Raw genomic sequence first — 23,406 nt, 5'->3', positions numbered from 1 at the left:
GAATTGGGCGGATTATGCCTGATGTGCCGATGGTTCCCACGCTCTGCGTGGGAATGATCATTTACCGGATTGTTCGAGCGCCACTCCTGCACCGACCAGACCCGAGTACGGCGCGGTTACCAGCCACACCGGAATCCCCTTGAAGTAATCGCTCATGCAGCCCTTGTCGGCGAAGCTGCGGGCGAAACCGCTTTCGAGGAAGAAATCGGCAAAGCGCGGAATCACGCCGCCAACGATGTACACCCCGCCACGACCGCCGGTGGTCAGCACGTTGTTGCCGGCCACACGACCGAGCCAGCAGCAGAACTGCTCCAGCACTTCCAGGGCAATCGGGTCACCGGCAAGGCCGGCTGCAGTGATCGCTTCCGGCGTGTCGAGTTTCGGCTCATGGCCATCCACCGCGCAGATCGCCCGGTAGACCCGAGGCAAGCCGCCGCCGCTCAACGCGGTTTCCGCGCTGACGTGGCCGATCTCGTTGTGGATGTGTTGCCAGAGCTGGGTTTCACGCGGGCTGCTCAGCGGCAGATCGACGTGACCGCCCTCCCCCGGCAACGCGGCAAATCGGCCTTCGCCCAGATCGAGCAAAGTGCCGACGCCCAGACCAGTGCCCGGACCGATCACCACCGCCGGACGCAACGGTTCCGGTTCGCCTTCGCAGACCACACGGAATTCGCCGGGTTGCAAACGGGTCATGCCCAGTGCCATGGCCGAGAAGTCATTGATCAGCAACAACTGCTCGACCTGCAGCGCCTGGCAGAACGCCTTGCGGCTCAGGCGCCAGTGGTTGTTAGTGAACTTGAATTCATCGCCGCTCACGGGACCTGCCACCGACAGGCACACCGAACCGATGGCGCCCGGCGCCAGGCCGAGCCCGCTCAGGTAGAGGCTGATCGCCTCTTCCGGGCTGGCATGGTCGGCCGTGGCCAGCACCTGCACCGATTCGAGCTGCTGATCTTTCCACAACGCGAACCGCGCGTTGGTGCCTCCGATGTCACCGACCAAAGCCAGTTTCAATTAAGCGTCTCCAGGGCAGAAGTGAAGGCGCTGGCGCCCTGCTCTGCCGAGCTGAAGGCCAAACGCATGAAGCCAAACAGTTCGCGGCCGCTGCCGATGTTGTTGCCCAACAGGCCTTTGGCGGGTTCGCGCGCTGCGAATTCGGCGGCGTCCACCTTGAGTTCCAGGGTGCCTTTGACGCCATCGACGCGGATGATATCGCCCTCTTGCACGCGAGCCAAAGCGCCGCCGACATAAGCTTCGGGGCTGACGTGAATCGCCGCCGGGATTTTCCCCGAGGCGCCGGACATGCGCCCGTCAGTCACCAGCGCGACCTTGAAGCCGCGATCCTGCAGCACGCCGAGGAACGGTGTCATCTTGTGCAGTTCCGGCATGCCGTTGGAACGCGGGCCCTGGAAGCGCATCACCGCGACGAAATCCTTCTCCAGCAAACCGGCCTTGAAAGCGTCCGCCAAGTCCTGTTGATCCTGGAACACCATGGCCGGTGCTTCGACGATCTGGTTTTCCAGCGCCACGGCGGACACCTTCATCACGCCACGACCGAGGTTGCCTTCCATCACCCGCAAGCCGCCCTCTGCCGAGAACGCACGGGCCACCGGACGCAGGATGTTTTCGTCGAGGCTTTCGGTCGGGCCTTCGCGCCACACCAGTTTGCCGTTATCGAGGAACGGCTCCTTGGTGTACTGGCTCAGGCCGTGGCCGAGCACGGTGTTGACGTCTTCGTGCAGAAGACCGGCTTCCAGCAGTTCGCGGATCAGGAACGACATGCCGCCCGCCGCCTGGAAGTGGTTGATGTCAGCCTTGCCGTTCGGATAGACGTGGCTCAGGGTCGGCACGACTTCGGAGAGGTCGGCCATGTCCTGCCAGGTCAGTTGAATGCCCGCCGCCATGGCGATGGCCGGCATGTGCAGGGTGTGGTTGGTCGAGCCGCCGGTGGCGTGCAGCGCGACGATCGAGTTGACCAGCGCCTTCTCGTCGACGATTTCGCCGATCGGCAGGAAGTTGCCGTTCTGTTTGGTCAGGCGCGTGACCTGATGCGCGGCTTCGCGGGTCAGGGCCTCGCGCAGCGGCGTGTTCGGGTTGACGAAAGAAGCGCCCGGCAAGTGCAGGCCCATGACTTCCATCAGCAGCTGGTTGGTGTTGGCGGTGCCGTAGAAGGTGCAGGTGCCCGGGCTGTGGTAGGACTTCATTTCCGATTCCAGCAGCTCTTCGCGGGTCGCCTTGCCTTCGGCGTATTTCTGCCGCACGTCGGCTTTTTCCTTGTTGGAAATCCCCGAGACCATCGGCCCGCCCGGTACGAAGATCGTCGGCAGGTGACCGAAACGCAGCGAGCCCATCATCAGGCCCGGCACGATCTTGTCGCAGATGCCGAGCATCAGCGCGCCGTCGAACATGTTGTGGGACAGCGCCACCGCCGTCGACATCGCGATCACTTCGCGGCTCGGAAGACTCAGTTCCATGCCCGGCTCGCCCTGGGTCACGCCGTCGCACATGGCAGGCGTACCGCCGGCGAACTGGCCGACCGAGCCGATTTCGCGCAAGGCGTTCTTGATCTGTTCCGGGAAGACTTCGTACGGCTGGTGCGCCGAAAGCATGTCGTTATACGACGAAACAATGGCGATGTTCGCCGAGTTCATCATCCGCAGGCTGTGCTTGTCTTCGCTGCCGCACCCGGCCACGCCGTGGGCGAAGTTGGCGCATTGCAGCTTGCCGCGCATCGGCCCGTCGGTTGCGGCGCCGCGAATGAGCGCAAGGTAAGCCTGACGCGTGGCGCGGCTGCGGGCGATAAGCCGTTCGGTGACCTCAAGAACGCGGGGATGCATGTGTAGAACTCCAGGCTAACGGATGTGGCGACCTGATTGTCTATGCTGACCAAAGCGCCCGCACGCGTGGGATGACGGGCGGTTTCCTTGACCATTCGGACCAGTTGATTCAGGTCACTCGTTGTAGATAAAACAAAATATTGCCACTAAAAAGGCTTGTTTTCTATTTTTATGCGAATAATCTTGTAATTCCAACAACAAAACGACGGCGGCGCTGTTCAATGACTCTTCGAATCGCAATCAATGGTTTTGGCCGCATCGGCCGTAATGTCCTGCGCGCACTGTATACCCAAGGCTATCGACAGGATTTGCAGATCGTCGCCATCAACGATCTGGGCGACAGCGCGATCAATGCGCACTTGCTCAAATACGATACCGTTCATGGCACGTTCGATGCCGAAGTTGCGCATGACAACGAGAGTCTGACCGTCAACGGTGACCGTATTTCGGTCAGCGCCATCCGCAACCCTGCCGAACTGCCGTGGGCTGCGGAAAAGATTGATGTGGTATTCGAATGCACCGGTCTGTTCACCGACCGGGCCAAAGCCGCCGCGCATATTACTGCCGGTGCGCGCAAAGTCATCATCTCGGCCCCGGCCAAGGGCGCCGATGCCACTGTCGTTTATGGCGTGAACCACGACATTCTGCGCCAGTCGCACCAGATCATTTCCAACGCCTCGTGCACCACCAACTGCCTGGCCCCGGTGGCCCAGGTGCTGCACCGCGAACTGGGCATCGAAAGCGGTCTGATGACCACGATTCACGCCTACACCAACGACCAGAACCTGACCGACGTCTACCACACCGACCCGTACCGCGCCCGCTCCGCCACGCAGAACATGATCCCGAGCAAGACCGGCGCCGCCGAAGCCGTGGGCCTGGTGCTGCCGGAACTGGCGGGCAAGCTGACCGGCATGGCCGTGCGCGTGCCGGTGATCAATGTGTCGCTGGTTGACCTGACCGTGCAGTTGAAGCGCGAAGCCTCGGCCGATGAAGTGAACGCACTGATGAAAGCGGCGAGCCAGCACTCGAAAATCCTCGGCTACAACACCCTGCCGCTGGTATCGAGCGACTTCAACCACAATCCGCTGTCGTCGATCTTCGACGCCAACCACACCAAATCCAGTGGCAAACTGCTGAAAGTGCTGGCCTGGTACGACAACGAGTGGGGCTTCTCCAACCGCATGCTCGATAACTGCCTGGCGCTGTGCAACGCGGAATAAAACCGCTGCCGCCGATTTGAAGGCGGGTAGTGGCTTTACCAACCTTTGACAAATCAACACTTGACCACTCGGGCGGATGATAAGCATTATCATTCGCTCGAAATGGATCAGGTCCTCCCGTGAGTCAGTCGCAGTTCAATCACGTTTTCCTCGCCCAGCGCACTTCATTGCTGCGAACGCTGGAACGCATGGTCAACAACCACAGCACCGCCGAAGACCTGTTGCAGGAAACCTACCTGCGCGTCACGCGGGCGCTGAGCGAACGGGCCATCGATCACCTTGAACCCTTTGTCTTCCAGACCGCGCGCAACCTGGCGCTGGATCACTTGCGCGCGCGCAAGATTCATTCGCGGACCATGGTCGACGACGTACCACAGGACGTGGTGCACAGCGTCGCCGCCCCCGCCAGCAGCGCCGAAGACGCCGCCCACGCCGAACAATTGCTGGAGCGCTTGAACGTGAGCCTCGGTGAACTCAGCCCCCGACAGCAGCAAATCTTCATCCTCAGCCGCCTGCACGGACACAGCTATCAGGAAATCGCCGAAGAACTCAACGTTTCCCTCAGCACGGTGCAGAAAGAACTCAAACTGATCATGACCATTTGCATCGGTGTCGCCGAGCGCTTGAATGGCGACTGATGCTGTAGGTTTTTTCTCTAAGTGTCAGGATCGACTGCACTGATCATCGGCCTTTGTTACCCTTGCCCGACTTTTACGCTTCACTAAAAAAACAGCCGTGCACAGACACTGCCGAGGAAACACCGTGACGGACACCCACCGCCCTCCTTTGCCCGACACGGCGCAGGACGCCGCCAACGCAATGGACCAGGCTCTGGACTGGCTCATCGTGCTCGGTAGCCCGGACGAGGAGCAAACCCGGCAGTTTCATGCCTGGCTGGCGGCCGATCCGTTGAACGCCCAGGCATTCGCCAAGGCCCAGGCGATCTGGGACGGCCCGCAAATCGCCCAGTGCGCGCAAGACCTCGCGGCCAGACCGAAGAAAGCCACCGTCCTCACACGCCTGCGCCCGCACTGGAAACCGCTGGCCACCGCTGCGGTGCTTATTCTCGGCCTGTTCAGTTTCAGCAACCTGCCGATGCGTCTGCAGGCCGATCACCTGACCGTGGTCGGCGAGCGTCAGCGCCTTCAGCTTGAGGACGGCTCAAAAGTCCTGCTCAACACCAACTCCGCCTTTTCCAGCACGATCAATGATCGCCAACGAGTTGCGCGCCTGTATCAGGGCGAAGCGTTTTTCGAGATCCCGGCCGGCCGCAGCCAGCCGCTGGAAATCGACGCCGGGCCGGTGAAGGCCAGCGTGCGCGACACCGCGTTCGCCGTGCGTTACCTGGACGGTGTGGCTCAGGTGCGTGTGCAGCGTGGCGATGTCGATCTGCGTGCCACCCGTGACGATGCCCGCGTGCGGCTGTCCGCCGGGGAAAGCATCCGCATCGGCCCCAATGGTTTCGACCGCCCGGCCAAGGTCGACGCCGCCACCGATCTGGCGTGGGTACAGGGTCGGTTGATCTTCGAGAACTGTCCGCTGAACCAGGTGCTGGCGGAACTGCGCCGCTACTACCCGGGCTTCATCATCAACACCAACGAGCAGTTGGCCGACGTCGCCGTCACCGGCAATTACCGCCTCGACCAGCCGCTTGACGTGGTGCGTTCGCTCGCTCACATCACCTCGGCCAAGCTTCAGGAATTTCCGGCGCTGGTGATTCTGAACTAAATGAGAATTATTTTTACTCGATAGCCAAGGTTAGTACGTCTCGTTATAGCCAATGCAATTGATTCGTAACACGCCGAATCAATTACACCTATAAAGATTCGTGCGACACGGAGCGCTATCGATGTCCTCTCGCCTTACCCGCCATACTTCCTCCCCCTCCCGCGTACTGTCGCTGCTGACCGCCGCCATCCTGATGGCCGGCACTGCACCACTGATGGCTGCCACCGAACAACCGGCACGCAACATGGGCGATTACTCGTTCGCCATCGGCCAGCAACCGCTGGTGTCGGCGCTCAACGCGTTCACCGCCGTCACCGGCTGGCAGGTCGGCTTGCCGGCGGAATTGGGTAAAGGCGTATCGTCGCCGGGCGTGCGCGGTTCGCTGCCACCGGAAAAAGCCCTGGAACGCCTGTTGGTGGGGACCAACCTGAGCTTCCGCAAAATCAGCAACAACAACGTCGTGCTGGAAAAACGCAGCAACAACGGCGCACTCAACCTCGACCAGGTGACCATCAGCGCCACCCGTCAGGAACAGTCGGTCAACAGCGTACCGGCCACCGTCACCGTGCAGACCCGTCAGGACCTGGACCGCAACAACGTCAACACCATCAAGGATCTGGTGCGCTACGAGCCGGGCGTGTCCGTCGGTGGCGCCGGTCAGCGCGGCGGCATCAGCGGCTACAACATTCGCGGCATCGACGGTGACCGCATCCTGACTCAAGTGGATGGTGTCGAAGTGCCGGACGGCTTCTTCAACGGCCCGTACGCCAAGACCCAGCGCAATTACGTTGACCCGGAAATCGTCAAACGCGTGGAAATCCTTCGCGGTCCGGCCTCGGTGCTGTACGGCAGCAACGCCATCGGCGGCGCGGTCAGCTACTACACCCTCGACCCGGATGACATCATCAAGCCAGGCAAAGACGTCGGCGCCCGCCTGAAGACCGGCTACAGTTCCGCCGACGATAGCTGGTTGAAATCCGCCACCGTCGCCGGACGCGCCGACCAGTTCGACGGCTTGCTGCACTACAGCCAGCGTGACGGTCATGAAACCGATTCCTACGGCAGCAACAACGGCACCGGCCTGGAGCGCACCGCCGCCAACCCGGAAGACGTGAAAGCCTCCAACGTGCTGGCCAAGATCGGCTGGAACTACAACGAAGGTTCGCGTCTGGGCCTGACCTACGAAAAGTACAAGGATGATCGCGACACCGATCAGAAAAGCGCCTACGGCGGCCCGTACTTCAACGGCGCCCCGACCATTCCGAACAGCGTGCTGCCCGGCGGCATGTACCAGTGGCGTACCGGCAACGACACCGTCACCCGTGAGCGTTTCGGCCTGGAACACAGCTTCGAGTTGAACAGCCTGCTGGCCGATAACGTGAAGTGGAGCCTCAACCACCAGACCGCCAAGACCGACCAGAGCACCGAAGAGTTCTACTACCCGATGACCCGTAAAGTGCTGCGTACCCGCGACACGATCTACGAGGAAAAACAATGGGTGTTCGATGCGCAACTGGACAAGGCATTCGCCATCGGTGACACCGATCATGTGCTGACCTACGGCACCACGATCAAACAGCAGAAAGTCACCGGTTCACGCAGCGGCGACGGCAAGTGCCTGGCAGTCGGTCGCGGCTGCACCGCCATCGGCGCCACCAGTGCGGCCGATGTGCTGAAGAAGTCCAGCGACTTCCCGGACCCGACCATCAACACCTACAGCCTGTTCGCCCAGGATCAGATCAGCTGGAACAAATGGACCTTCCTGCCAGGCCTGCGCTACGACTACACCCAGCTCAAGCCGCACATCACCCAGGAATTCCTCAACACCGTGGCCGCCGACGGCAAAGGCACGGTCAGCGACGAAAACAAGACCTGGCATAAAGTCTCGCCGAAATTCGGCCTGACCTACGCCCTGACCGACAACTACACCTGGTACGGCCAGTACGCCGAAGGCTTCCGCACCCCGACCGCGAAAGCACTGTACGGTCGCTTCGAGAACAGCACCACCGGCTACAACGTGGCGCCGAACCCGAACCTGGAACCGGAAAAAAGCAAAAGCTATGAAACCGGTCTGCGCGGCAACTTCGAACAAGGCTCGTTCGACGTGGCGGTGTTCTATAACAAGTACCGCGACTTCATCAACGAAGACGCCGTCACCCCGGGCTACAACGAGCTGACCTTCCAGACCAACAACATCAAGCACGCCACCATCAAGGGTGCCGAAGTCAAAGGTCGTCTGAACCTCGATTCGTTCGGCGCGCCGCAAGGCCTGTACACCCAGGGTTCGATTGCCTACGCCTACGGTCGCAACAACGACACCGGCGAGCCGCTCAACAGCGTCAACCCGCTGACCGGCGTGTTCGGTCTCGGTTATGACCAGGACAACTACGGCGGCCTGCTGAGCTGGACCGTGGTCAAGAAGAAGGATCGCGTCGACGACAGCAACTTCAAGTCGCCGGACGGCGTCAGCAGCCAGTTCAAGTCGCCGGGCTTCGGCATGCTCGACCTGACCGGGTTCTACAAAGTCACCGACGACGTCACCGTCAGCGGCGGCGTCTACAACCTGACCGACAAGAAGTACTGGCTGTGGGATGACGTGCGCGGTTACGACAGTGTCGGCGAAGCCGCCGTGCTGAGCCCGGCCAACCTCGACCGCCTGACCCAGCCGGGTCGCAACTTCGCGATCAATCTGGTCTGGGATATCTGATCCGGATGACCTCACGGTGCGTGCATTGTCGCGCCGTGAGGTTTTTTTACTGTCCGACGCTTGTCCGTTCGTCTCGTTATCAAGCGCCTCTTTCATCAAGGACATCTCATGAGCACTCCGGAAAAAGCCCTGCGTTCGCAACGCCTGAACCAGATCACCCACGAGCCGCACAGCAAGCTCGATGCGCTGGTGAAGGCCCATGCGCCGTTCGAGACCCGCGCCAATTTCGCCCGCTTCGTGGTCGCGCAGTACCTGTTCCAGTCGGAACTGGTCTCGCTGTACAACGATGCCGAACTGACCGCGATCGTCCCTGATCTGCCGGCCCGCTGCCGCGCCGAAGCGGCCAAGGCCGACCTTGCGGACCTCGACACCGAAGTGCCTGCGCCAGTGGCCGGTGCGGTGAAAAACCCGAGCAAGGCCCGCGCCCTGGGCTGGATCTTCGTGTCCGAGGGCTCCAAGCTCGGCGCGGCGTTCCTGATCAAACGCGCCGTCGCGCTGGAACTGAGCGAAACCTTCGGCGCCCGTCATCTGGGCGAGCCTGAAGGCGGTCGCGCCGAAGGCTGGAAGAGCTTCGTGCGTACCCTTGATTCACTGCAATTCAGCGCCGAAGAAGAAGCCGAAGTGGAGCAAGGTGCGATCGACGCGTTCAACCGTTTCACCGTGCTGCTGGAACAGGCTTACGCCACGGAAGCCGAACCGGCCTGATCCCAAGCCCGACACAAAACCCTGGGGGAGCTGGAAAACCAGCTTCCACATGGGAATGCCGCCAGCCTGTAGAATCCCCGTTTCGCCTCACGCACTTCGAGCCCATGCCCCAACCCGCCTCCTCCCGACTCGCCCGCCTGCTGTTCGGCCTGCTCGCCTATGTCAGCCTCGGCATCGGCCTGATCGCCATCGTCGTGCCCGGCCTGCCGACCACCGAATTCATCCTGCTCGCCGCCTGGGCCGCGACCCGCAGTTCGCCGCGCCTGAGTGCCTGGCTGGAAAACCATCGGCTGTTCGGTCCGATCCTGAGCAACTGGCGCAACGGCAAGATCATCGCCCGCAAAGCCAAGGTCAGCGCCACCGTCAGCATGCTGCTGTGCGCCACCCTGATGCTGGTGGTGCTCGATCACGGCTGGCCGGTTTACCTGGCGATTGCCGGCATGACCCTGGGCAACTTGTGGATCTGGTCTCGACCGGAATCGCTGCCGAAGATTTCCTGATTTTCCCCTTCTTTTCAGGGCTTTTGCCCGCGCAAACGTTTTGCCGTGACCGTTCGTCGGCATGCGCCTCATGCACCCTCGCCCCGCGCCGATGAGCATTGAATGGCGCTGAATGGATTTGGCGAACCGGGCAATTCCGTGCCCCGTAGCCAACAGTTCATTCATTCGCGAGAACACCCCATGTTCGACTCCCTGTCCATTCGCCTGAAAATCGTCCTGCTGTCCGGGCTGTGCCTGCTCGGCGTGGTTGCGCTGATCGTCGGCATCAACATCTACCAGACCAACCAGAACGACGAACTGGTCAGCGACTCGAGCAGCAAAATGCTCACCGCCAGCGTGCAGAACCTGCTGCAGGCCAAGGCGGCCGAACAGGCGGTGCAGGTGCAGAAAACCTTCGGCGAGAGCCTGCTGGTGATCACCGCACTGGCCGACCAGATCAAGGACATGCGCGTCATGGCCACCAAGCGTTCGCTGGACGCCGGGGCCTTGCGTGAAGAATTGAACCTGAGCCTGAAAACCGCGTTCGAGCGCAACAGCAAGGTGCTGGGTATCTGGCTGGCCTTCGAACCCAACGGCCTGGACGGCAAGGACAGCGAGTTCGTCAATGACGCCGCGCGCCAGTCCAACGAAGTCGGGCGCTTCGCCACCTACTGGAGCCGCGCCGCGGGATCTGCGCTGAACACGATCATGGTCGAAGAAGACATGACCAAGACCACCCTCAGCGTCAGCGGCACGCCTTACAACAGCTGGTACACCTGCCCTCGCGACAACAAGCGCACCTGCCTGCTCGACCCGTACGCCGACACCGTGGGCACCAAGGAAATGCTCATGACCACCATTTCCGTGCCGTTGCTGGTGGACGGCAAGGCCATCGGCGTGGTCGGCATCGACATCGCCCTCGACGCCCTGCAAGCGGCGGCCGTGGGTTCCCAGCGCGAACTGTTCAACGGTGCCGGGCACATGTTGATTGTCTCCGGCAGCGGCGTGCTCGGCGCCTACAGCACCGACGCGACCAAGGTCGGCAAAAGCATCGCCGAAACCCTGGGCGCCGAAGGCAAGGACATCCTGCAACTGCTGAGCGCCGGCACACCGAAGATTCTCGAACAGGGCGACCTGATCCGCGCCGTGTACCCGGTCGATCCGATCGGCAACTCCCGGGCCTGGGGCGTGGTCATCGACCTGCCGAAACAAGTGCTGCTGGCCGACTCGGTCAAGCTGCAAGCGGTGCTCGATGACGCTCAGCAAACCGGCGTGATGACCGCGTTGGCGGTGGCCGTGATCGCCGGCCTGATCGGCCTGGTGCTGATCTGGCTCACCGCCTCGGGCGTGACCCGGCCGATCAACAGCGTCGCCGAGATGCTGAAGAACATCGCCAGCGGCGAAGGCGATCTGACCCAGCGCCTGAACTACACCAAGAAGGATGAACTGGGCGAACTGGTGAACTGGTTCAACCGCTTCCTCGACAAGCTGCAGCCGACCATCGCCCAGATCAAACAAAGCATCACCGAAGCCCGTGGCACCGCCGATCAGTCGTCGGAAATCGCCCGCCAGACCAGCGAAGGCATGCAGGTGCAGTTCCGCGAAATCGATCAGGTGGCCACCGCGTCCAACGAAATGAGCGCCACCGCCCACGACGTCGCCAACAGCGCCTCGAACGCGGCCAACGCGGCGAAAGGCGCCGACCAGTCGGCCAAGGACGGGATGTCGATCATCGAGCGCAGCACCCGCGACATCAACCAACTGGCCGACGAAGTCAGCAAAGCGGTGACCGAGGTTGAAGAACTGGCGGTCAACAGCGAGCAGATCGGTTCGGTGCTGGAAGTGATCCGCAGCATTGCCGAACAGACCAACCTGCTGGCGCTGAACGCCGCGATCGAAGCAGCCCGTGCCGGTGAAAGCGGTCGTGGTTTCGCGGTGGTGGCCGACGAAGTGCGTAACCTGGCCAAGCGCACGCAGGATTCGGTGGAAGAAATCCGCGTGGTCATCGAACGCATCCAGACCGGCACCCGTGGCGTGGTCGCGACCATGCATTCGAGCCAGACCCAGGCTCACAACAACGCCGGGCAGATCCGCCAGGCCGTGGACGCGCTCGGCAAGATCAGCGACGCGGTCACCGTCATCAGTGACATGAACCTGCAGATCGCCAGCGCCGCCGAACAGCAGAGTGCGGTGGCCGAAGAGGTCAATCGCAATGTCTCGGCCATTCGTACCGTCACCGAAACCCTGACCGAACAGGCCACCGAATCGGCGGCGATCAGCAGCCAGTTGAATGCCCTGGCCAGTCAGCAGATGAAATTGATGGATCAGTTCCGCGTCTGACCTCCCCCCGATCGTCATCTGTTCTATGATCAGGCCCTCTCCCGGAGGGCCTTCGATGACTGATCTGCTCACGTCCATTCAAGCCGCACTTGGCTTGTCCCGCACGCCGATTCCGTTCACCGCCGAGGGCGCCCTACCCTCGGCGTTTGCCGTCACCGACCTTGCCTGCGCGAGCATTGCCGCGGCCGGGCAAGCCGTCGCCGAACTTCTTCAGCAACAAACCGGCGACTCGCCCACCGTAGAAGTCGACCGCCGACTGGCCTCGTTCTGGTTCGCCACGTCGCTTCGACCGATCGGCTGGGAAGTGCCGCCGCTATGGGATCCGGTGGCCGGCGACTACGCGACCCGAGACGGCTGGATCCGCCTGCACACCAACGCCCCGCATCATCGCGCCGCCGCTGAAAGCGTGCTGGGTGCGTGTGCCGACCGTGCGGCCATGGCAGCGAAAGTCGCGCAATGGGCCAGTGCCGATCTGGAGCGAGCGGTGGTCGAGGCCAAGGGTTGTGCTGCCGAAATGCGCAGTTGGGAACAGTGGCAGAAACATCCCCAAGGGTTGGCGGTGAATGCCGAACCCCTGGTGAGTTTCAGTGATGAGAAAGAAGAAAGTCATCAGCCCTGGCAAGGCTCGGTGGCGCAGCCATTGGCCGGGCTCAAGGTGCTCGATCTGACCCGCGTGCTCGCCGGCCCGACCGCCAGCCGCTTTCTCGCGGGGCTGGGCGCCAATGTCCTGCGCATCGACCCGCCGACCTGGAACGAACCCGGCGTAGTGCCGGAAGTCACCCTCGGCAAACGCTGTGCGCGGCTGGATCTGCATCAACCGGCAGATCGTGCAGTGTTCGAAGGTTTGCTCAAGGATGCGGACATTCTGCTGCACGGCTATCGCGCCGATGCGCTTGAACACCTCGGTTTCGGCGCCGAACGTCGCCGACAACTGGCACCGGGGCTGATCGATGTCTGCCTCAACGCCTACGGCTGGAGCGGCCCGTGGCAGAACCGTCGGGGCTTCGACAGTCTGGTGCAGATGAGCAGCGGGATTGCCGAGGCGGGACAGCGCTGGAAGCAGGCGGACAAACCGACGCCGTTGCCGGTGCAGGCGCTGGATCATGCGACGGGGTATCTGATGGCGGCGAGTGTGATCCGGTTGCTGGCCGAGAGGCTGCGCAGTGGTCGAGGTGGGTCCGCGCGATTGTCGCTGGCGCGGACGGCGAAGTTGTTGATTGAGCATGGGCCGGGGACGGACGAAGTGCTGCGTCCGGAAGATGCAAAAGATCAGAGCTTGCAAATGGAGCAGACGCCCTGGGGGCCGGCGCATCGGCTGCAAGCGCCTTTGAAGATCAGCGGGACGCCATTGCAGTGGGCATTGCCGGCCACCGAGTTGGGTTCACATCAACCGCAGTGGTGACCTTTCCACCGCTTTCGCGAGCAAGCTCGCTCCCACAGTGGATCGGGGACGCCACATTCCTGGACTGATCGCCAATCCTTGTGGGAGCGAGCTTGCTCGCGAAGAGGCCAGAACTTACAAACCAGAATCAGGGTCAATCCGCACGACTCAAGGATGTCCACAACACCTGCGCCGCATAACCGCGAAACGGTCGCCAGGCCTCGGCGCGGGCAGACAATTCCCGCGCCGTCATCCGCTCCCCTTCCAGCACCTCCAGTGCTCGCAGCAACCCCACATCCCCGGTCGGGAACCCGTCCATGTCCCGCAACTGCCGCAGGGCAATGTATTGCGCCGTCCAGTCGCCAATACCGTGAAGCGCCAGCAACCGCGCCGTTCCTGATTCAAACAGCAGCGGATCATCCAGCGACGCCTGCGCCACCCCGGACAAGGTGCGCCCGCGACTTTTCGGCATGCCCAGCGTCGCCAGATCGGCGCTCGCCAAAACGGCTGCCCGAGGAAAGACGTGAGTCAGTCCGGGCACCGATGAACGCAACGGCTCGCCATACTGCGCCAGCAGTTTCCCCGCCAGCCGGATCGCCCCGACCACGGTAATCTGCTGCCCCAGCACCGCCCGAAACGCCAGTTCCAGACCGTCCCACGCCCCCGGCACCCGCAATCCCGGACGCTCGGCAATCAACCGCGCAAGCAGCGGATCTGCCTTCAAATGCCGCTGCATCGTCGGCAGATCCGCATCCAGATCGAACAGCCGACGCAGGCGCATAATGATCTCGGGAACCGCTGAAGGATCGGGGAAATCCAGCTCGACCTCCAGCGCATCGCCGTCACCGGGCCAGACCGAAACCGTGCCGTGAACGCCGTTCAACCCGATGCTGCGCGAATACACAGCATCGGCCACGGTCTCCATCCCGACCACCGCCCGCGCGGCGAGAAACCCGAGCATCGCCGGCCAGTCGTAGGGCCCCTGGTATTCGAGCCGCAGCCTCACAGTGACAGCAAGCCGCTGTACAAGCCGTAGGCCGCGAGCCCGGCCCCGGCGATCACGCAGGTGAAAATCCCCTTTTCGATGGTGGTGAACAGCGGCTCACCCTGCTCATGCTTGGCCTTGGCGAACAGGATCACCCCCGGGGCATACAGCAGCGCCGACAACAGCAGGTATTTCACCCCGCCGGCGTACAGCAACCACACGGCATAGCACAGAGCGATGCCGCCGATCAGCAAGTCCTTGGTACGTTCGGCCGAGGCATGTTCGTAGGTTTCGCCGCGCCCGCTCAACAGCACCGCATAGGCCGCCGACCACAGGTACGGCACCAGAATCATCGACGAGGCGAGGTAGATCAGGCTGGTGTAGGTGCCGGCGGAAAACAGCGTGATCAACAGAAAAATCTGGATCATCACGTTGGTCAGCCACAGCGCATTGACCGGCACGTGGTTGGCGTTTTCCTTTTTCAGGAATGCCGGCATGGTCTTGTCCTTGGCGGTGGCGAAGAGGATTTCGGCGCACAGCAGCGCCCATGACAACAATGCGCCGAGCAACGAAATCGCCAGACCGATGCTGATCGCCAGCGCGCCCCACGGCCCGACGATGTGTTCCAGCACCGCCGCCAGCGAAGGGTTCTGCAGGGTCGCCAGTTCCGGCTGGCTCATGATCCCCAGCGACAGCACGTTGACCAGCACCAGCAGCGCCAGCACGCCGATGAAACCGATCACCGTGGCCCGGCCGACATCCGAACGTTTCTCGGCCCGCGCCGAATACACGCTGGCGCCTTCGATACCGATGAACACGAACACGGTGACCAGCATCATGTTGCGCACCTGATCCATCACCCCGCCGAAGTTCGGGTTGCTGCGGCCCCAGATGTCGCGGGTAAACACGTCAGCCTTGAACGCCACGGCAGCGATGACGATGAACATGATCAGCGGCACGATCTTGGCCACGGTGGTCAGCTGGTTGATGAACGCCGCCTCCTTGATCCCGCGCATCACCAGAAAATGCACGGCCCACAGCAGCACCGAGGCGCAACCGATGGCAATCGGCGTGTTGCCCTGGCCGAACACCGGAAAGAAGTAGCCGAGGGTGCTGAACAACAGCACGAAATACCCGACGTTGCCCAGCCAGGCACTGATCCAGTAACCCCAGGCGGAGGAGAAACCCATGTAGTCGCCAAACCCGGCCTTGGCATAGGCATAGACGCCGGAATCCAGCTCCGGCTTGCGGTTGGCCAGGGTCTGGAACACGAACGCCAGGGTCAGCATGCCGATGGCGGTGATTCCCCAGCCGATCAGGATGGCGCCGGCATCGGCTCGCGCCGCCATGTTCTGCGGCAAGGAGAAAATCCCCCCGCCAATCATCGAACCCACCACCAGGGCGATCAGCGCGCCAAGGCGCAGCTTTTGCGTCGGTTGCGACATACAAATCTCCTTGAAAGATGTGGTGAGGTTTTATTTGTAACAACTATTAACTAAACGGCTAACAGTCGAAGACGTTTATCAGGTAATGCCAACAAACACCCACTTATATATAGCGGATGACGCTAACGCCTAGCACGTTAAGTCAGTTTTGTGCGCCGATCCTAATAAATCAATTCTGTACTGAAAACAGATGTGAAAAATTTGCCAAAACCCGAAAAGCAACTAGCGTGATAACTCGAAAGTAATAGGATCCATTCCCAATCAAATCGACCAAAGGCCTCTGGGACGGGCCTTCCAGACAGTAGCCTTATGCCTGCAGCGGTTTCATAAGTCATTCATTAACAATGGAATGTGGCCATGCACTGATCTATGTCAGCTGTTTGAACAGTCAACAGAACTACGCTGTGAACTCTTCTCTCCTGCAATGGAGTCATGCAATGTCTGAAGCTCCCGGAAAACTACGACTAGGTGCACTGGTTGCCCTGGTAGTCGGATCAATGATCGGTGGCGGGATATTCTCTTTGCCACAAAACATGGCCGCCAGCGCCGACGTCGGTGCGGTACTGATCGGGTGGGCCATCACCGCCGTCGGCATGCTCACCCTCGCTTTCGTCTTTCAAACCCTCGCCAATCGCAAACCTGACCTGGACGGCGGCGTGTACGCCTACGCCAAGGCCGGGTTTGGCGACTACATGGGTTTCTCGTCCGCCTGGGGCTACTGGATCAGTGCCTGGCTGGGCAACGTCGGTTACTTCGTTCTGCTGTTCAGTACCCTTGGCTACTTCTTTCCGATTTTCGGTGAAGGCAACACCGTTGCCGCCGTGATTGGTGCCTCGGTGCTGCTGTGGGCCGTGCACTTTCTGGTGCTGCGCGGGATCAAGGAAGCGGCGTTCATCAACCTCGTGACCACCGTCGCCAAGGTCGTGCCGCTGCTGCTGTTCGTCCTGATCGCGATTTTCGCCTTCAAACTGGACATCTTCACCGCCGACATCTGGGGTGTGAAAAACCCGGATCTGGGCAGCGTGATGAACCAGGTGCGCAACATGATGCTGGTCACCGTGTGGGTGTTCATCGGCATCGAAGGCGCAAGCATCTTCTCGGCCCGGGCGGAAAAACGTTCGGATGTGGGTAAAGCCACCGTGATCGGTTTCATCACCGTGCTGCTGTTCCTGGTGCTGGTGAACGTGCTGTCGCTGGGGATCATGACCCAACCGGAACTGGCCAAATTGCAGAACCCGTCGATGGCCGCCGTGCTGGAGCATGTGGTCGGTCACTGGGGCGCGGTGCTGATCAGCGTCGGCCTGATCATCTCGCTGCTCGGGGCACTGCTGTCGTGGGTGCTGCTGTGTGCGGAGATCATGTTCGCCGCCGCCAAGGACCACACCATGCCGGAGTTCCTGCGCAAGGAGAACGCCAACCATGTGCCGGTCAACGCCCTGTGGCTGACCAACGCGATGGTCCAGCTGTTCCTGGTCATCACCCTGTTCTCGGCCAGCACTTACCTGTCGCTGATCTACCTCGCCACTTCGATGATTCTGGTGCCGTACCTGTGGTCGGCGGCCTACGCCCTGCTGCTGGCGGTGCGTGGCGAAAGCTACGAAGGCTTCGCGGCCGAACGCCGCAAGGATCTGATCATCGGCGGTATCGCCCTGATCTACGCGGTCTGGCTGCTCTACGCCGGCGGCGTGAAGTACCTGCTGCTCTCGGCCCTGCTCTATGCGCCCGGCGCGATCCTGTTCGCCAAGGCCAAGCTCGAACTCAAACAACCGATTTTCACCAACGTCGAGAAGCTGATTTTCGCCGCGGTGGTCGTGGGTGCCCTGGTGGCGGCCTACGGTCTCTACGACGGCTTCCTGACTCTGTAATTGCCAAACGTTTTATCTCTGGAGGATCACTGAAATGACCACGGAAAAAGTTAAGTACGGCGTCCATTCCGAAGCCGGCAAACTGCGCAAAGTCATGGTTTGTTCCCCAGGTCTGGCCCACCAGCGGCTGACCCCGAGCAACTGCGACGAACTGCTGTTCGACGATGTGATCTGGGTCAATCAGGCCAAGCGCGACCACTTCGACTTCGTCACCAAGATGCGCGAGCGCGGGATCGAAGTGCTGGAAATGCACAACCTGCTGACCGACATCGTCGGCAACCCCGAAGCACTGAAATGGATTCTGGATCGCAAGATCACCCCGGACACCGTCGGTGTCGGCCTGACCAACGAAGTGCGCAGCTGGCTCGAAGGCCTGGAACCACGCAAGCTCGCCGAGTTCCTGATCGGCGGCGTGGCCGGCGAGGATCTGCCGGACAGCGAAGGCGCCAGCGTGATCAAGATGTACCGCGACTACCTGGGCCACTCCAGCTTCCTGCTCGACCCGCTGCCCAACACCCAGTTCACCCGCGACACCACTTGCTGGATCTACGGCGGTGTGACCCTCAACCCGATGTACTGGCCAGCCCGTCGTCAGGAAACCCTGCTGACCACCGCCATCTATAAATTCCACCCTGACTTCACCGGTGCCGACTTCGAAGTCTGGTACGGCGACCCGGACAAGGACCACGGCAAGGCCACCCTCGAGGGCGGCGACGTGATGCCGATCGGCAATGGCGTGGTGTTGATCGGCATGGGCGAGCGCACTTCGCGCCAGGCCATCGGCCAACTGGCGCAATCGCTGTTCGCCAAGGGCGCGGTGGAAAAAGTCGTGGTTGCCGGCCTGCCGAAATCCCGCGCGGCGATGCACCTGGACACCGTGTTCAGCTTCTGCGACCGCGACCTGGTCACGATCTTCCCGGAAGTGGTCAAGGAAATCGTGCCGTTCATCATTCGTCCTGACGAAAGCAAACCTTACGGTCTGGACGTACGACGGGAGAACAAAACGTTCCTCGAAGTCGTGGCCAACTCGCTGAACCTGCCGAACCTGCGCGTCGTGGAAACCGGCGGCAACAGCTTCGCCGCCGAACGCGAGCAATGGGATGACGGCAACAACGTGGTGGCCGTGGAACCGGGCGTGGTCATCGGCTACGACCGCAACACCTACACCAACACCCTGCTGCGCAAGGCAGGCGTGGAAGTCATCACCATCAGCGCCGGCGAACTGGGCCGTGGCCGTGGCGGTGGCCACTGCATGACCTGCCCGATCATCCGCGACCCGATCGACTACTAACTTTTTGACTTAAAACGACCCGGCGCTGTGAAAGCGTAGCGAGCGAAGGAAAGACAAGGCAAAAACAGGCGAGGAAGCGGAGTTTACTGGCTGTAAATGAGCATTCCGAGCCTGTTTTTAACGCAGTATTTCCGAGCGCAGTAGCTTTCACAGTGTCGGGCAAGGAGATCCATCATGGCTTTCAACATCCACAACCGTAACCTGCTCAGCCTGGAACACCACACCCCACGTGAGCTGCGTTACCTGCTCGACCTGTCCCGCGACCTGAAACGCGCCAAGTACACCGGCACCGAGCAGCAACACCTGAAGGGCAACAACATCGCCCTGATCTTCGAAAAAACCTCGACCCGTACCCGCTGCGCGTTCGAAGTCGCCGCCTATGACCAGGGCGCCAACGTCACCTACATCGACCCGAATTCCTCGCAGATCGGCCATAAGGAAAGCATGAAGGACACAGCTCGCGTGCTGGGTCGCATGTACGACGCCATCGAGTACCGTGGCTTCAAGCAGGAAATCGTCGAAGAGCTGGCCAAGTTCGCCGGCGTACCGGTGTTCAACGGCCTGACCGATGAATATCACCCGACCCAGATGATCGCCGACGTACTGACCATGCGTGAGCACGCCGACAAGCCGATCCACGAGATCAGCTACGCCTACCTGGGCGATGCGCGCAACAACATGGGCAACTCGCTGCTGCTGGTCGGCGCCAAACTCGGCATGGACGTGCGCATCTGCGCGCCGAAAGCCCTGTGGCCCCACGATGATCTGGTACAGCGCTGCAAAAAATATGCGGAAGAAAGCGGTGCCCGCATCACCCTGACCGAAGACCCGAAAGCCGCCGTGAAAGGCGTGGACTTCATCCACACCGACGTCTGGGTATCGATGGGTGAACCGGTTGAAGCCTGGGCCGAGCGCATCGAGCAACTGCTGCCGTATCAGGTCAACGCACAACTGATGAAAGCTACCGGCAACCCGCGCACCAAGTTCATGCACTGCCTGCCGGCGTTCCACAACAGCGATACCAAGGTCGGCAAACAGATCGCCGAACAGTATCCGCACCTGGCCAACGGCATCGAAGTGACCGACGACGTGTTCGAGTCGCCGGCCTGCATCGCCTTCGAGCAAGCGGAAAACCGCATGCACACCATCAAGGCGATTCTGGTATCGACCCTGGCTGATCTGTAAGCGTTGCCCCTGACCTGCGGGTGCCGCCGAAGGCTGCCCCCGCAGGCTCACCGAATTCTGAAAGGACTGCATTATGCGTATCGTCGTAGCTCTGGGCGGTAACGCCCTGCTCCGCCGTGGCGAGCCGATGACCGCTGACAACCAGCGCGCCAACATCCGCATCGCCACCGAGCAAATCGCCAAGATCCACCCCGGCAATCAACTGGTCATCGCCCACGGCAATGGCCCGCAAGTCGGCCTGCTGTCGTTGCAGGGCCTCTCCTATAAACCCGATGAGGCCTACCCTCTGGACGTGCTCGGTGCCGAAACCGAAGGCATGATCGGCTACATCATCGAACAGGAACTGGGCAATCTGCTGGACTTCGAAGTCCCGTTCGCCACCCTGCTCACCCAGGTCGAAGTCGATCCCAAGGATCCGGCTTTCAAGGACCCGACCAAATTCATCGGCCCGGTCTATGCCAAAGAAGAAGCCGAGCGCCTGGCCAAAGAGAAAGGCTGGGTGGTCAAGGCCGACGGTGACAAATACCGTCGTGTGGTGGCCAGCCCGAAACCCAAGCGCATCTTCGAGATCCGCCCGATCAAGTGGCTGCTGGACAAGGGCAGCATCGTGATCTGCGCCGGCGGTGGCGGCATCCCGACCATGTACGACGAGAAGCGCAACCTCAAAGGCATTGAGGCGGTCATCGACAAAGACCTGTGCTCGTCGCTGCTCGCCGAACAGCTGGAAGCGGACTTGCTGGTAATCGCCACCGACGTCAACGCGGCGTACATCGACTTCAAAAAACCCACCGAGAAAGCCATCGCCCAGGCCCACCCGGACGAGCTCGAACGTCTGGGCTTCGCCGCCGGTTCCATGGGGCCGAAGGTGCAGGCAGCTTGCGAATTTGCACGCCATACTGGCAAGGTCGCGGTGATCGGTTCGCTGGCGGACATCGAAGCCATCGTCCAGGGCACCGCCGGTACGCGGGTGAGCACCTCGAAACCCGGCATCACCTACCGATAAAAAAGAAACACTGGGGCAGACTCCAGGTCTGCCCTTCTCCCATGCCTTGAAAGGAGAGAACACCATGGCCCAGTTCGAACCCGGTCATTTGCACATCGAGCGGCACGCGTTGACCAAAGATGATGTCAACTACAACATCCGCCTCGAATACGAGGTGTCGCAGGATCCGCAAAAAGGCAAAGGGATACAGTTCCGGCTGGTTGGAAGCATCCAGGGCAAAGAGGTCAACGAACCGTTCTTTCTGCCCAAGGAAGAGGCCTACAACTTCGCGCGCAACGTGACGCAGATTGCCGAAAAGTACGGCATCCCCAAGAGCCACAGCCAGATCGGCTCGGTGCACAAGCATTACGATTTGATGTTTGAAGACATTCGTATGCAGTTGAATATGAAATCCGGGGATCCGGTCAATCCCGAGCATTTCGAGTAACCCGAACTCACCGCATACCCCCTGTGGGAGCGAGCTTGCTCGCGAAAGCGCTCTGTCAGTCCATATCTTCATTGCTGATACACCGCATTCGCGAGCAAGCTCGCTCCCACAAGGGTATGTAGCCAGCGGAAGAACGCGTCCGGTTTCACCATTTCCCCGCCCCAAGGCATACTTGCCCCCCTCCGCACTCCAGAACCCAGAACCACCCCATGCGTATCCACGTCAGTTTCATCGACCGCGTCGGCATCACCCAGGAAGTCCTGGCGATTCTCGGTGGACGCAATCTCAATCTGGATGCGGTGGAAATGGTCCCCCCCAACGTCTACATCGACGCCCCGACCCTCAGCCCGCAAGTGCTCGAAGAACTGAAAGACGCGCTGTTTCGGGTGCGCGGCGTGGAAGCCGTGGTGGTGGTCGACATCCTCCCCGGCCAGCGCCGGCACTTGCAGCTCGACGCGTTGCTCGCGGCGATGACCGACCCGGTGCTGGCCCTCGACAGCGCCGGCAAGGTGCTGCTGGCCAACCCGGCGCTGATCGCCTTGTACGGTCGCGAGCCGGCGGGCGAAAGCGTCTCGGAGCTGTTCAACGATCCGGGCCTGCTCGAAACCTTGCTCGAACAGGGCTTCCGTCTGCCACTGCGGGAAATCACCGTCAACGGCCAGACCCTGTTGCTGGACGCCACGCCGATCACCGACGCCGGCGCCCTGCTGACCCTGTATCAGCCGAACCGCATCGGCGAACAACTCTCGGCGCTGCACCACGACCATGCCGAAGGTTTCGATGCGCTGCTCGGCGAGTCGCCGCCGATCCGCACGCTCAAGGCCCGGGCGCAACGGGTGGCGGCCCTCGATGCACCGCTGCTGATCCAGGGCGAAACCGGCACCGGCAAGGAACTGGTGGCCCGCGCCTGTCACGCCATCAGCGCCCGGCACAACGCACCGTTTCTGGCGCTGAACTGCGCGGCCCTGCCGGAGAACCTCGCCGAGAGCGAACTGTTCGGCTATGCCCCCGGCGCCTTCACCGGCGCACAACGGGGCGGCAAACCGGGGCTGATGGAACTGGCCAACCAGGGCACGGTGTTTCTCGACGAGATCGGCGAGATGTCGCCGTACTTGCAGGCCAAGCTGCTGCGATTCCTCAACGACGGCAGCTTCCGTCGGGTGGGCGGCGATCGCGAAGTCAAAGTCGATGTGCGGATCCTCAGCGCGACCCACCGCGACCTGGAAAAAATGGTCAGCGAAGGCCTGTTCCGCGAAGACCTGTTCTACCGCCTCAACGTGCTCAACGTCGAAGTGCCGCCGTTGCGCGAACGCGGTCAGGATATTCTGTTGCTGGCCCGCTACTTCATGCAGCAGGCCTGCGCGCAGATCCAGCGCCCGGTCTGCCGCCTCGCCCCGGGCACTTACCCGGCGCTGCTCGGCAACCGCTGGCCGGGCAACGTGCGGCAATTGCAGAACGTGATTTTCCGCGCCGCCGCCATCTGCGAAAGCAGCCTGGTGGACATCGGCGACCTCGACATCGCCGGCACCTCGGTGGCGCGGCAGACCGACACCGACGTCGACAGTCTGGAAGAAGCGGTGGAAGCCTTCGAGAAATCGCTGCTGGAAAAACTCTACGTCAGCTACCCCTCGACCCGCCAACTGGCCGGCCGCCTGCAGACTTCGCACACGGCAATTGCCCATCGGCTGCGCAAGTACGGGATTCCGGGAAAAGCCTGACCCCGCCAAAAGCGACCTCCATCTGTACTGAAAGCGCTACAGCGGAACGATATCGCTACACACCCCTCCGATCACCGCTGTGCAAGG

The 23,406-nt window shown here is 61.6% G+C and carries 18 protein-coding genes and 1 pseudogene; 15 read left to right on the top strand and 4 right to left on the bottom strand.

From position 1 onward, the window contains the following. Window positions 1-57 precede the first annotated feature (57 nt). Window positions 58-1,014 carry a glucokinase gene (locus tag ACKLNA_RS12840; protein WP_408986061.1) on the bottom strand — a complete coding sequence of 319 codons (957 nt, stop codon included), beginning with the start codon at window positions 1,012-1,014 and terminating at the stop codon, window positions 58-60. After that, the gene (edd, locus tag ACKLNA_RS12835; protein WP_011335614.1) at window positions 1,011-2,837 is read right to left on the bottom strand and encodes a phosphogluconate dehydratase; all 1,827 of its coding nucleotides are present in this window, start codon (window positions 2,835-2,837) and stop codon (window positions 1,011-1,013) included. The genes ACKLNA_RS12840 and edd overlap by 4 nt, the downstream gene beginning before the upstream one ends. A gap of 221 nt (window positions 2,838-3,058) precedes the next feature. Here edd and gap point away from each other — a divergent pair, with 221 nt between their 5' ends. From gap to ACKLNA_RS12790, 9 genes and pseudogenes are all read left to right on the top strand, one after another. Beyond that, window positions 3,059-4,060: a type I glyceraldehyde-3-phosphate dehydrogenase gene (gene gap / locus ACKLNA_RS12830; RefSeq protein ID WP_085709648.1), complete on the top strand. Its 1,002-nt coding sequence runs from the start codon at window positions 3,059-3,061 to the stop codon at window positions 4,058-4,060. A gap of 119 nt (window positions 4,061-4,179) precedes the next feature. Next, complete coding sequence (locus tag ACKLNA_RS12825) at window positions 4,180-4,698, top strand: RNA polymerase sigma factor (protein ID WP_408986060.1); 519 nt, start codon at window positions 4,180-4,182, stop codon at window positions 4,696-4,698. Between the two features lie 124 nt (window positions 4,699-4,822). Continuing rightward, a complete protein-coding gene (locus tag ACKLNA_RS12820) occupies window positions 4,823-5,788 on the top strand; it encodes a FecR family protein (protein WP_408986059.1) in 966 nt (321 codons plus the stop codon). 121 nt (window positions 5,789-5,909) lie between these two features. Next, window positions 5,910-8,495 carry a TonB-dependent receptor gene (locus tag ACKLNA_RS12815; RefSeq protein ID WP_408986058.1) on the top strand — a complete coding sequence of 862 codons (2,586 nt, stop codon included), beginning with the start codon at window positions 5,910-5,912 and terminating at the stop codon, window positions 8,493-8,495. A gap of 108 nt (window positions 8,496-8,603) precedes the next feature. Beyond that, window positions 8,604-9,200, top strand: coding sequence for a biliverdin-producing heme oxygenase (locus ACKLNA_RS12810; protein WP_085709644.1), 597 nt, complete (start codon window positions 8,604-8,606; stop codon window positions 9,198-9,200). Window positions 9,201-9,304: 104 nt separating this feature from the next. After that, a complete protein-coding gene (locus ACKLNA_RS12805; protein ID WP_085709643.1) occupies window positions 9,305-9,700 on the top strand; it encodes a YbaN family protein in 396 nt (131 codons plus the stop codon). A 102-nt stretch (window positions 9,701-9,802) separates the two neighbouring features. Next, a pseudogene (locus ACKLNA_RS12800) lies at window positions 9,803-11,161 on the top strand (HAMP domain-containing protein); the annotation flags it as partial. A gap of 102 nt (window positions 11,162-11,263) precedes the next feature. After that, window positions 11,264-12,019 carry a methyl-accepting chemotaxis protein gene (locus ACKLNA_RS12795; RefSeq protein ID WP_371320921.1) on the top strand — a complete coding sequence of 252 codons (756 nt, stop codon included), beginning with the start codon at window positions 11,264-11,266 and terminating at the stop codon, window positions 12,017-12,019. Window positions 12,020-12,074: 55 nt separating this feature from the next. After that, entirely contained in the window at window positions 12,075-13,421 is a 1,347-nt protein-coding gene (locus tag ACKLNA_RS12790) for a CoA transferase (RefSeq protein ID WP_408986057.1), read from the top strand. Between the two features lie 133 nt (window positions 13,422-13,554). Here the strand turns inward: ACKLNA_RS12790 and ACKLNA_RS12785 are convergent, their stop codons facing one another. Both ACKLNA_RS12785 and arcD (ACKLNA_RS12780) read right to left on the bottom strand, forming a co-directional pair. Next, window positions 13,555-14,406 (bottom strand): DNA-3-methyladenine glycosylase family protein, encoded by an 852-nt coding sequence (locus ACKLNA_RS12785; protein ID WP_408986056.1) that lies wholly within the window; start codon window positions 14,404-14,406, stop codon window positions 13,555-13,557. Continuing rightward, complete coding sequence (arcD, locus tag ACKLNA_RS12780) at window positions 14,403-15,830, bottom strand: arginine-ornithine antiporter (protein WP_408986055.1); 1,428 nt, start codon at window positions 15,828-15,830, stop codon at window positions 14,403-14,405. The genes ACKLNA_RS12785 and arcD (ACKLNA_RS12780) overlap by 4 nt, the downstream gene beginning before the upstream one ends. A gap of 437 nt (window positions 15,831-16,267) precedes the next feature. Between arcD (ACKLNA_RS12780) and arcD (ACKLNA_RS12775) the strand changes: the two genes are divergently transcribed. The 6 genes from arcD (ACKLNA_RS12775) to ACKLNA_RS12750 all read left to right on the top strand — a co-directional run bounded on the left by arcD (ACKLNA_RS12775) (window position 16,268) and on the right by ACKLNA_RS12750 (window position 23,319). Next, the gene (gene arcD / locus ACKLNA_RS12775) at window positions 16,268-17,695 is read left to right on the top strand and encodes an arginine-ornithine antiporter (RefSeq protein WP_408986054.1); all 1,428 of its coding nucleotides are present in this window, start codon (window positions 16,268-16,270) and stop codon (window positions 17,693-17,695) included. 34 nt (window positions 17,696-17,729) lie between these two features. Next, the gene (gene arcA / locus ACKLNA_RS12770) at window positions 17,730-18,986 is read left to right on the top strand and encodes an arginine deiminase (protein ID WP_085709638.1); all 1,257 of its coding nucleotides are present in this window, start codon (window positions 17,730-17,732) and stop codon (window positions 18,984-18,986) included. A gap of 174 nt (window positions 18,987-19,160) precedes the next feature. After that, on the top strand, window positions 19,161-20,171 hold the full coding sequence (locus ACKLNA_RS12765; protein WP_025126828.1) for an ornithine carbamoyltransferase: 1,011 nt from the start codon (window positions 19,161-19,163) through the stop codon (window positions 20,169-20,171). A 73-nt stretch (window positions 20,172-20,244) separates the two neighbouring features. Then, entirely contained in the window at window positions 20,245-21,174 is a 930-nt protein-coding gene (arcC, locus tag ACKLNA_RS12760; protein ID WP_248739185.1) for a carbamate kinase, read from the top strand. Between the two features lie 64 nt (window positions 21,175-21,238). Beyond that, window positions 21,239-21,601, top strand: a complete 363-nt coding sequence (locus tag ACKLNA_RS12755) for a DUF5064 family protein (RefSeq protein WP_408986053.1) — start codon at window positions 21,239-21,241, stop codon at window positions 21,599-21,601. Between the two features lie 209 nt (window positions 21,602-21,810). Further along, on the top strand, window positions 21,811-23,319 hold the full coding sequence (locus tag ACKLNA_RS12750) for a sigma-54-dependent transcriptional regulator (protein WP_114885058.1): 1,509 nt from the start codon (window positions 21,811-21,813) through the stop codon (window positions 23,317-23,319). Window positions 23,320-23,406: the final 87 nt, after the last annotated feature.

Origin of the sequence: Pseudomonas sp. UV AK001, from assembly GCF_046097675.1 — a bacterium.
In the GTDB taxonomy this organism is placed as follows: Bacteria; Pseudomonadota; Gammaproteobacteria; order Pseudomonadales; family Pseudomonadaceae; genus Aquipseudomonas; species Aquipseudomonas kribbensis.
The sequence above is the reverse complement of the archived record's forward strand: the minus strand, read 5'-3'. Positions and strand labels throughout refer to the sequence as shown.

Bases quoted from the DNA above. Each gene is read 5' to 3' on its own strand.
- edd (WP_011335614.1), bottom strand. From the start codon at position 2,837: ATGCATCCCCGCGTTCTTGAGGTCACCGAACGGCTTATCGCCCGCAGC.
- gap (WP_085709648.1), top strand. From the start codon at position 3,059: ATGACTCTTCGAATCGCAATCAATGGTTTTGGCCGCATCGGCCGTAAT.
- ACKLNA_RS12815 (WP_408986058.1), top strand. From the start codon at position 5,910: ATGTCCTCTCGCCTTACCCGCCATACTTCCTCCCCCTCCCGCGTACTG.
- ACKLNA_RS12810 (WP_085709644.1), top strand. From the start codon at position 8,604: ATGAGCACTCCGGAAAAAGCCCTGCGTTCGCAACGCCTGAACCAGATC.
- ACKLNA_RS12805 (WP_085709643.1), top strand. From the start codon at position 9,305: ATGCCCCAACCCGCCTCCTCCCGACTCGCCCGCCTGCTGTTCGGCCTG.
- ACKLNA_RS12795 (WP_371320921.1), top strand. From the start codon at position 11,264: ATGCAGGTGCAGTTCCGCGAAATCGATCAGGTGGCCACCGCGTCCAAC.
- ACKLNA_RS12790 (WP_408986057.1), top strand. From the start codon at position 12,075: ATGACTGATCTGCTCACGTCCATTCAAGCCGCACTTGGCTTGTCCCGC.
- arcD (WP_408986055.1), bottom strand. From the start codon at position 15,830: ATGTCGCAACCGACGCAAAAGCTGCGCCTTGGCGCGCTGATCGCCCTG.
- arcD (WP_408986054.1), top strand. From the start codon at position 16,268: ATGTCTGAAGCTCCCGGAAAACTACGACTAGGTGCACTGGTTGCCCTG.
- arcA (WP_085709638.1), top strand. From the start codon at position 17,730: ATGACCACGGAAAAAGTTAAGTACGGCGTCCATTCCGAAGCCGGCAAA.
- ACKLNA_RS12765 (WP_025126828.1), top strand. From the start codon at position 19,161: ATGGCTTTCAACATCCACAACCGTAACCTGCTCAGCCTGGAACACCAC.
- arcC (WP_248739185.1), top strand. From the start codon at position 20,245: ATGCGTATCGTCGTAGCTCTGGGCGGTAACGCCCTGCTCCGCCGTGGC.
- ACKLNA_RS12755 (WP_408986053.1), top strand. From the start codon at position 21,239: ATGGCCCAGTTCGAACCCGGTCATTTGCACATCGAGCGGCACGCGTTG.
- ACKLNA_RS12750 (WP_114885058.1), top strand. From the start codon at position 21,811: ATGCGTATCCACGTCAGTTTCATCGACCGCGTCGGCATCACCCAGGAA.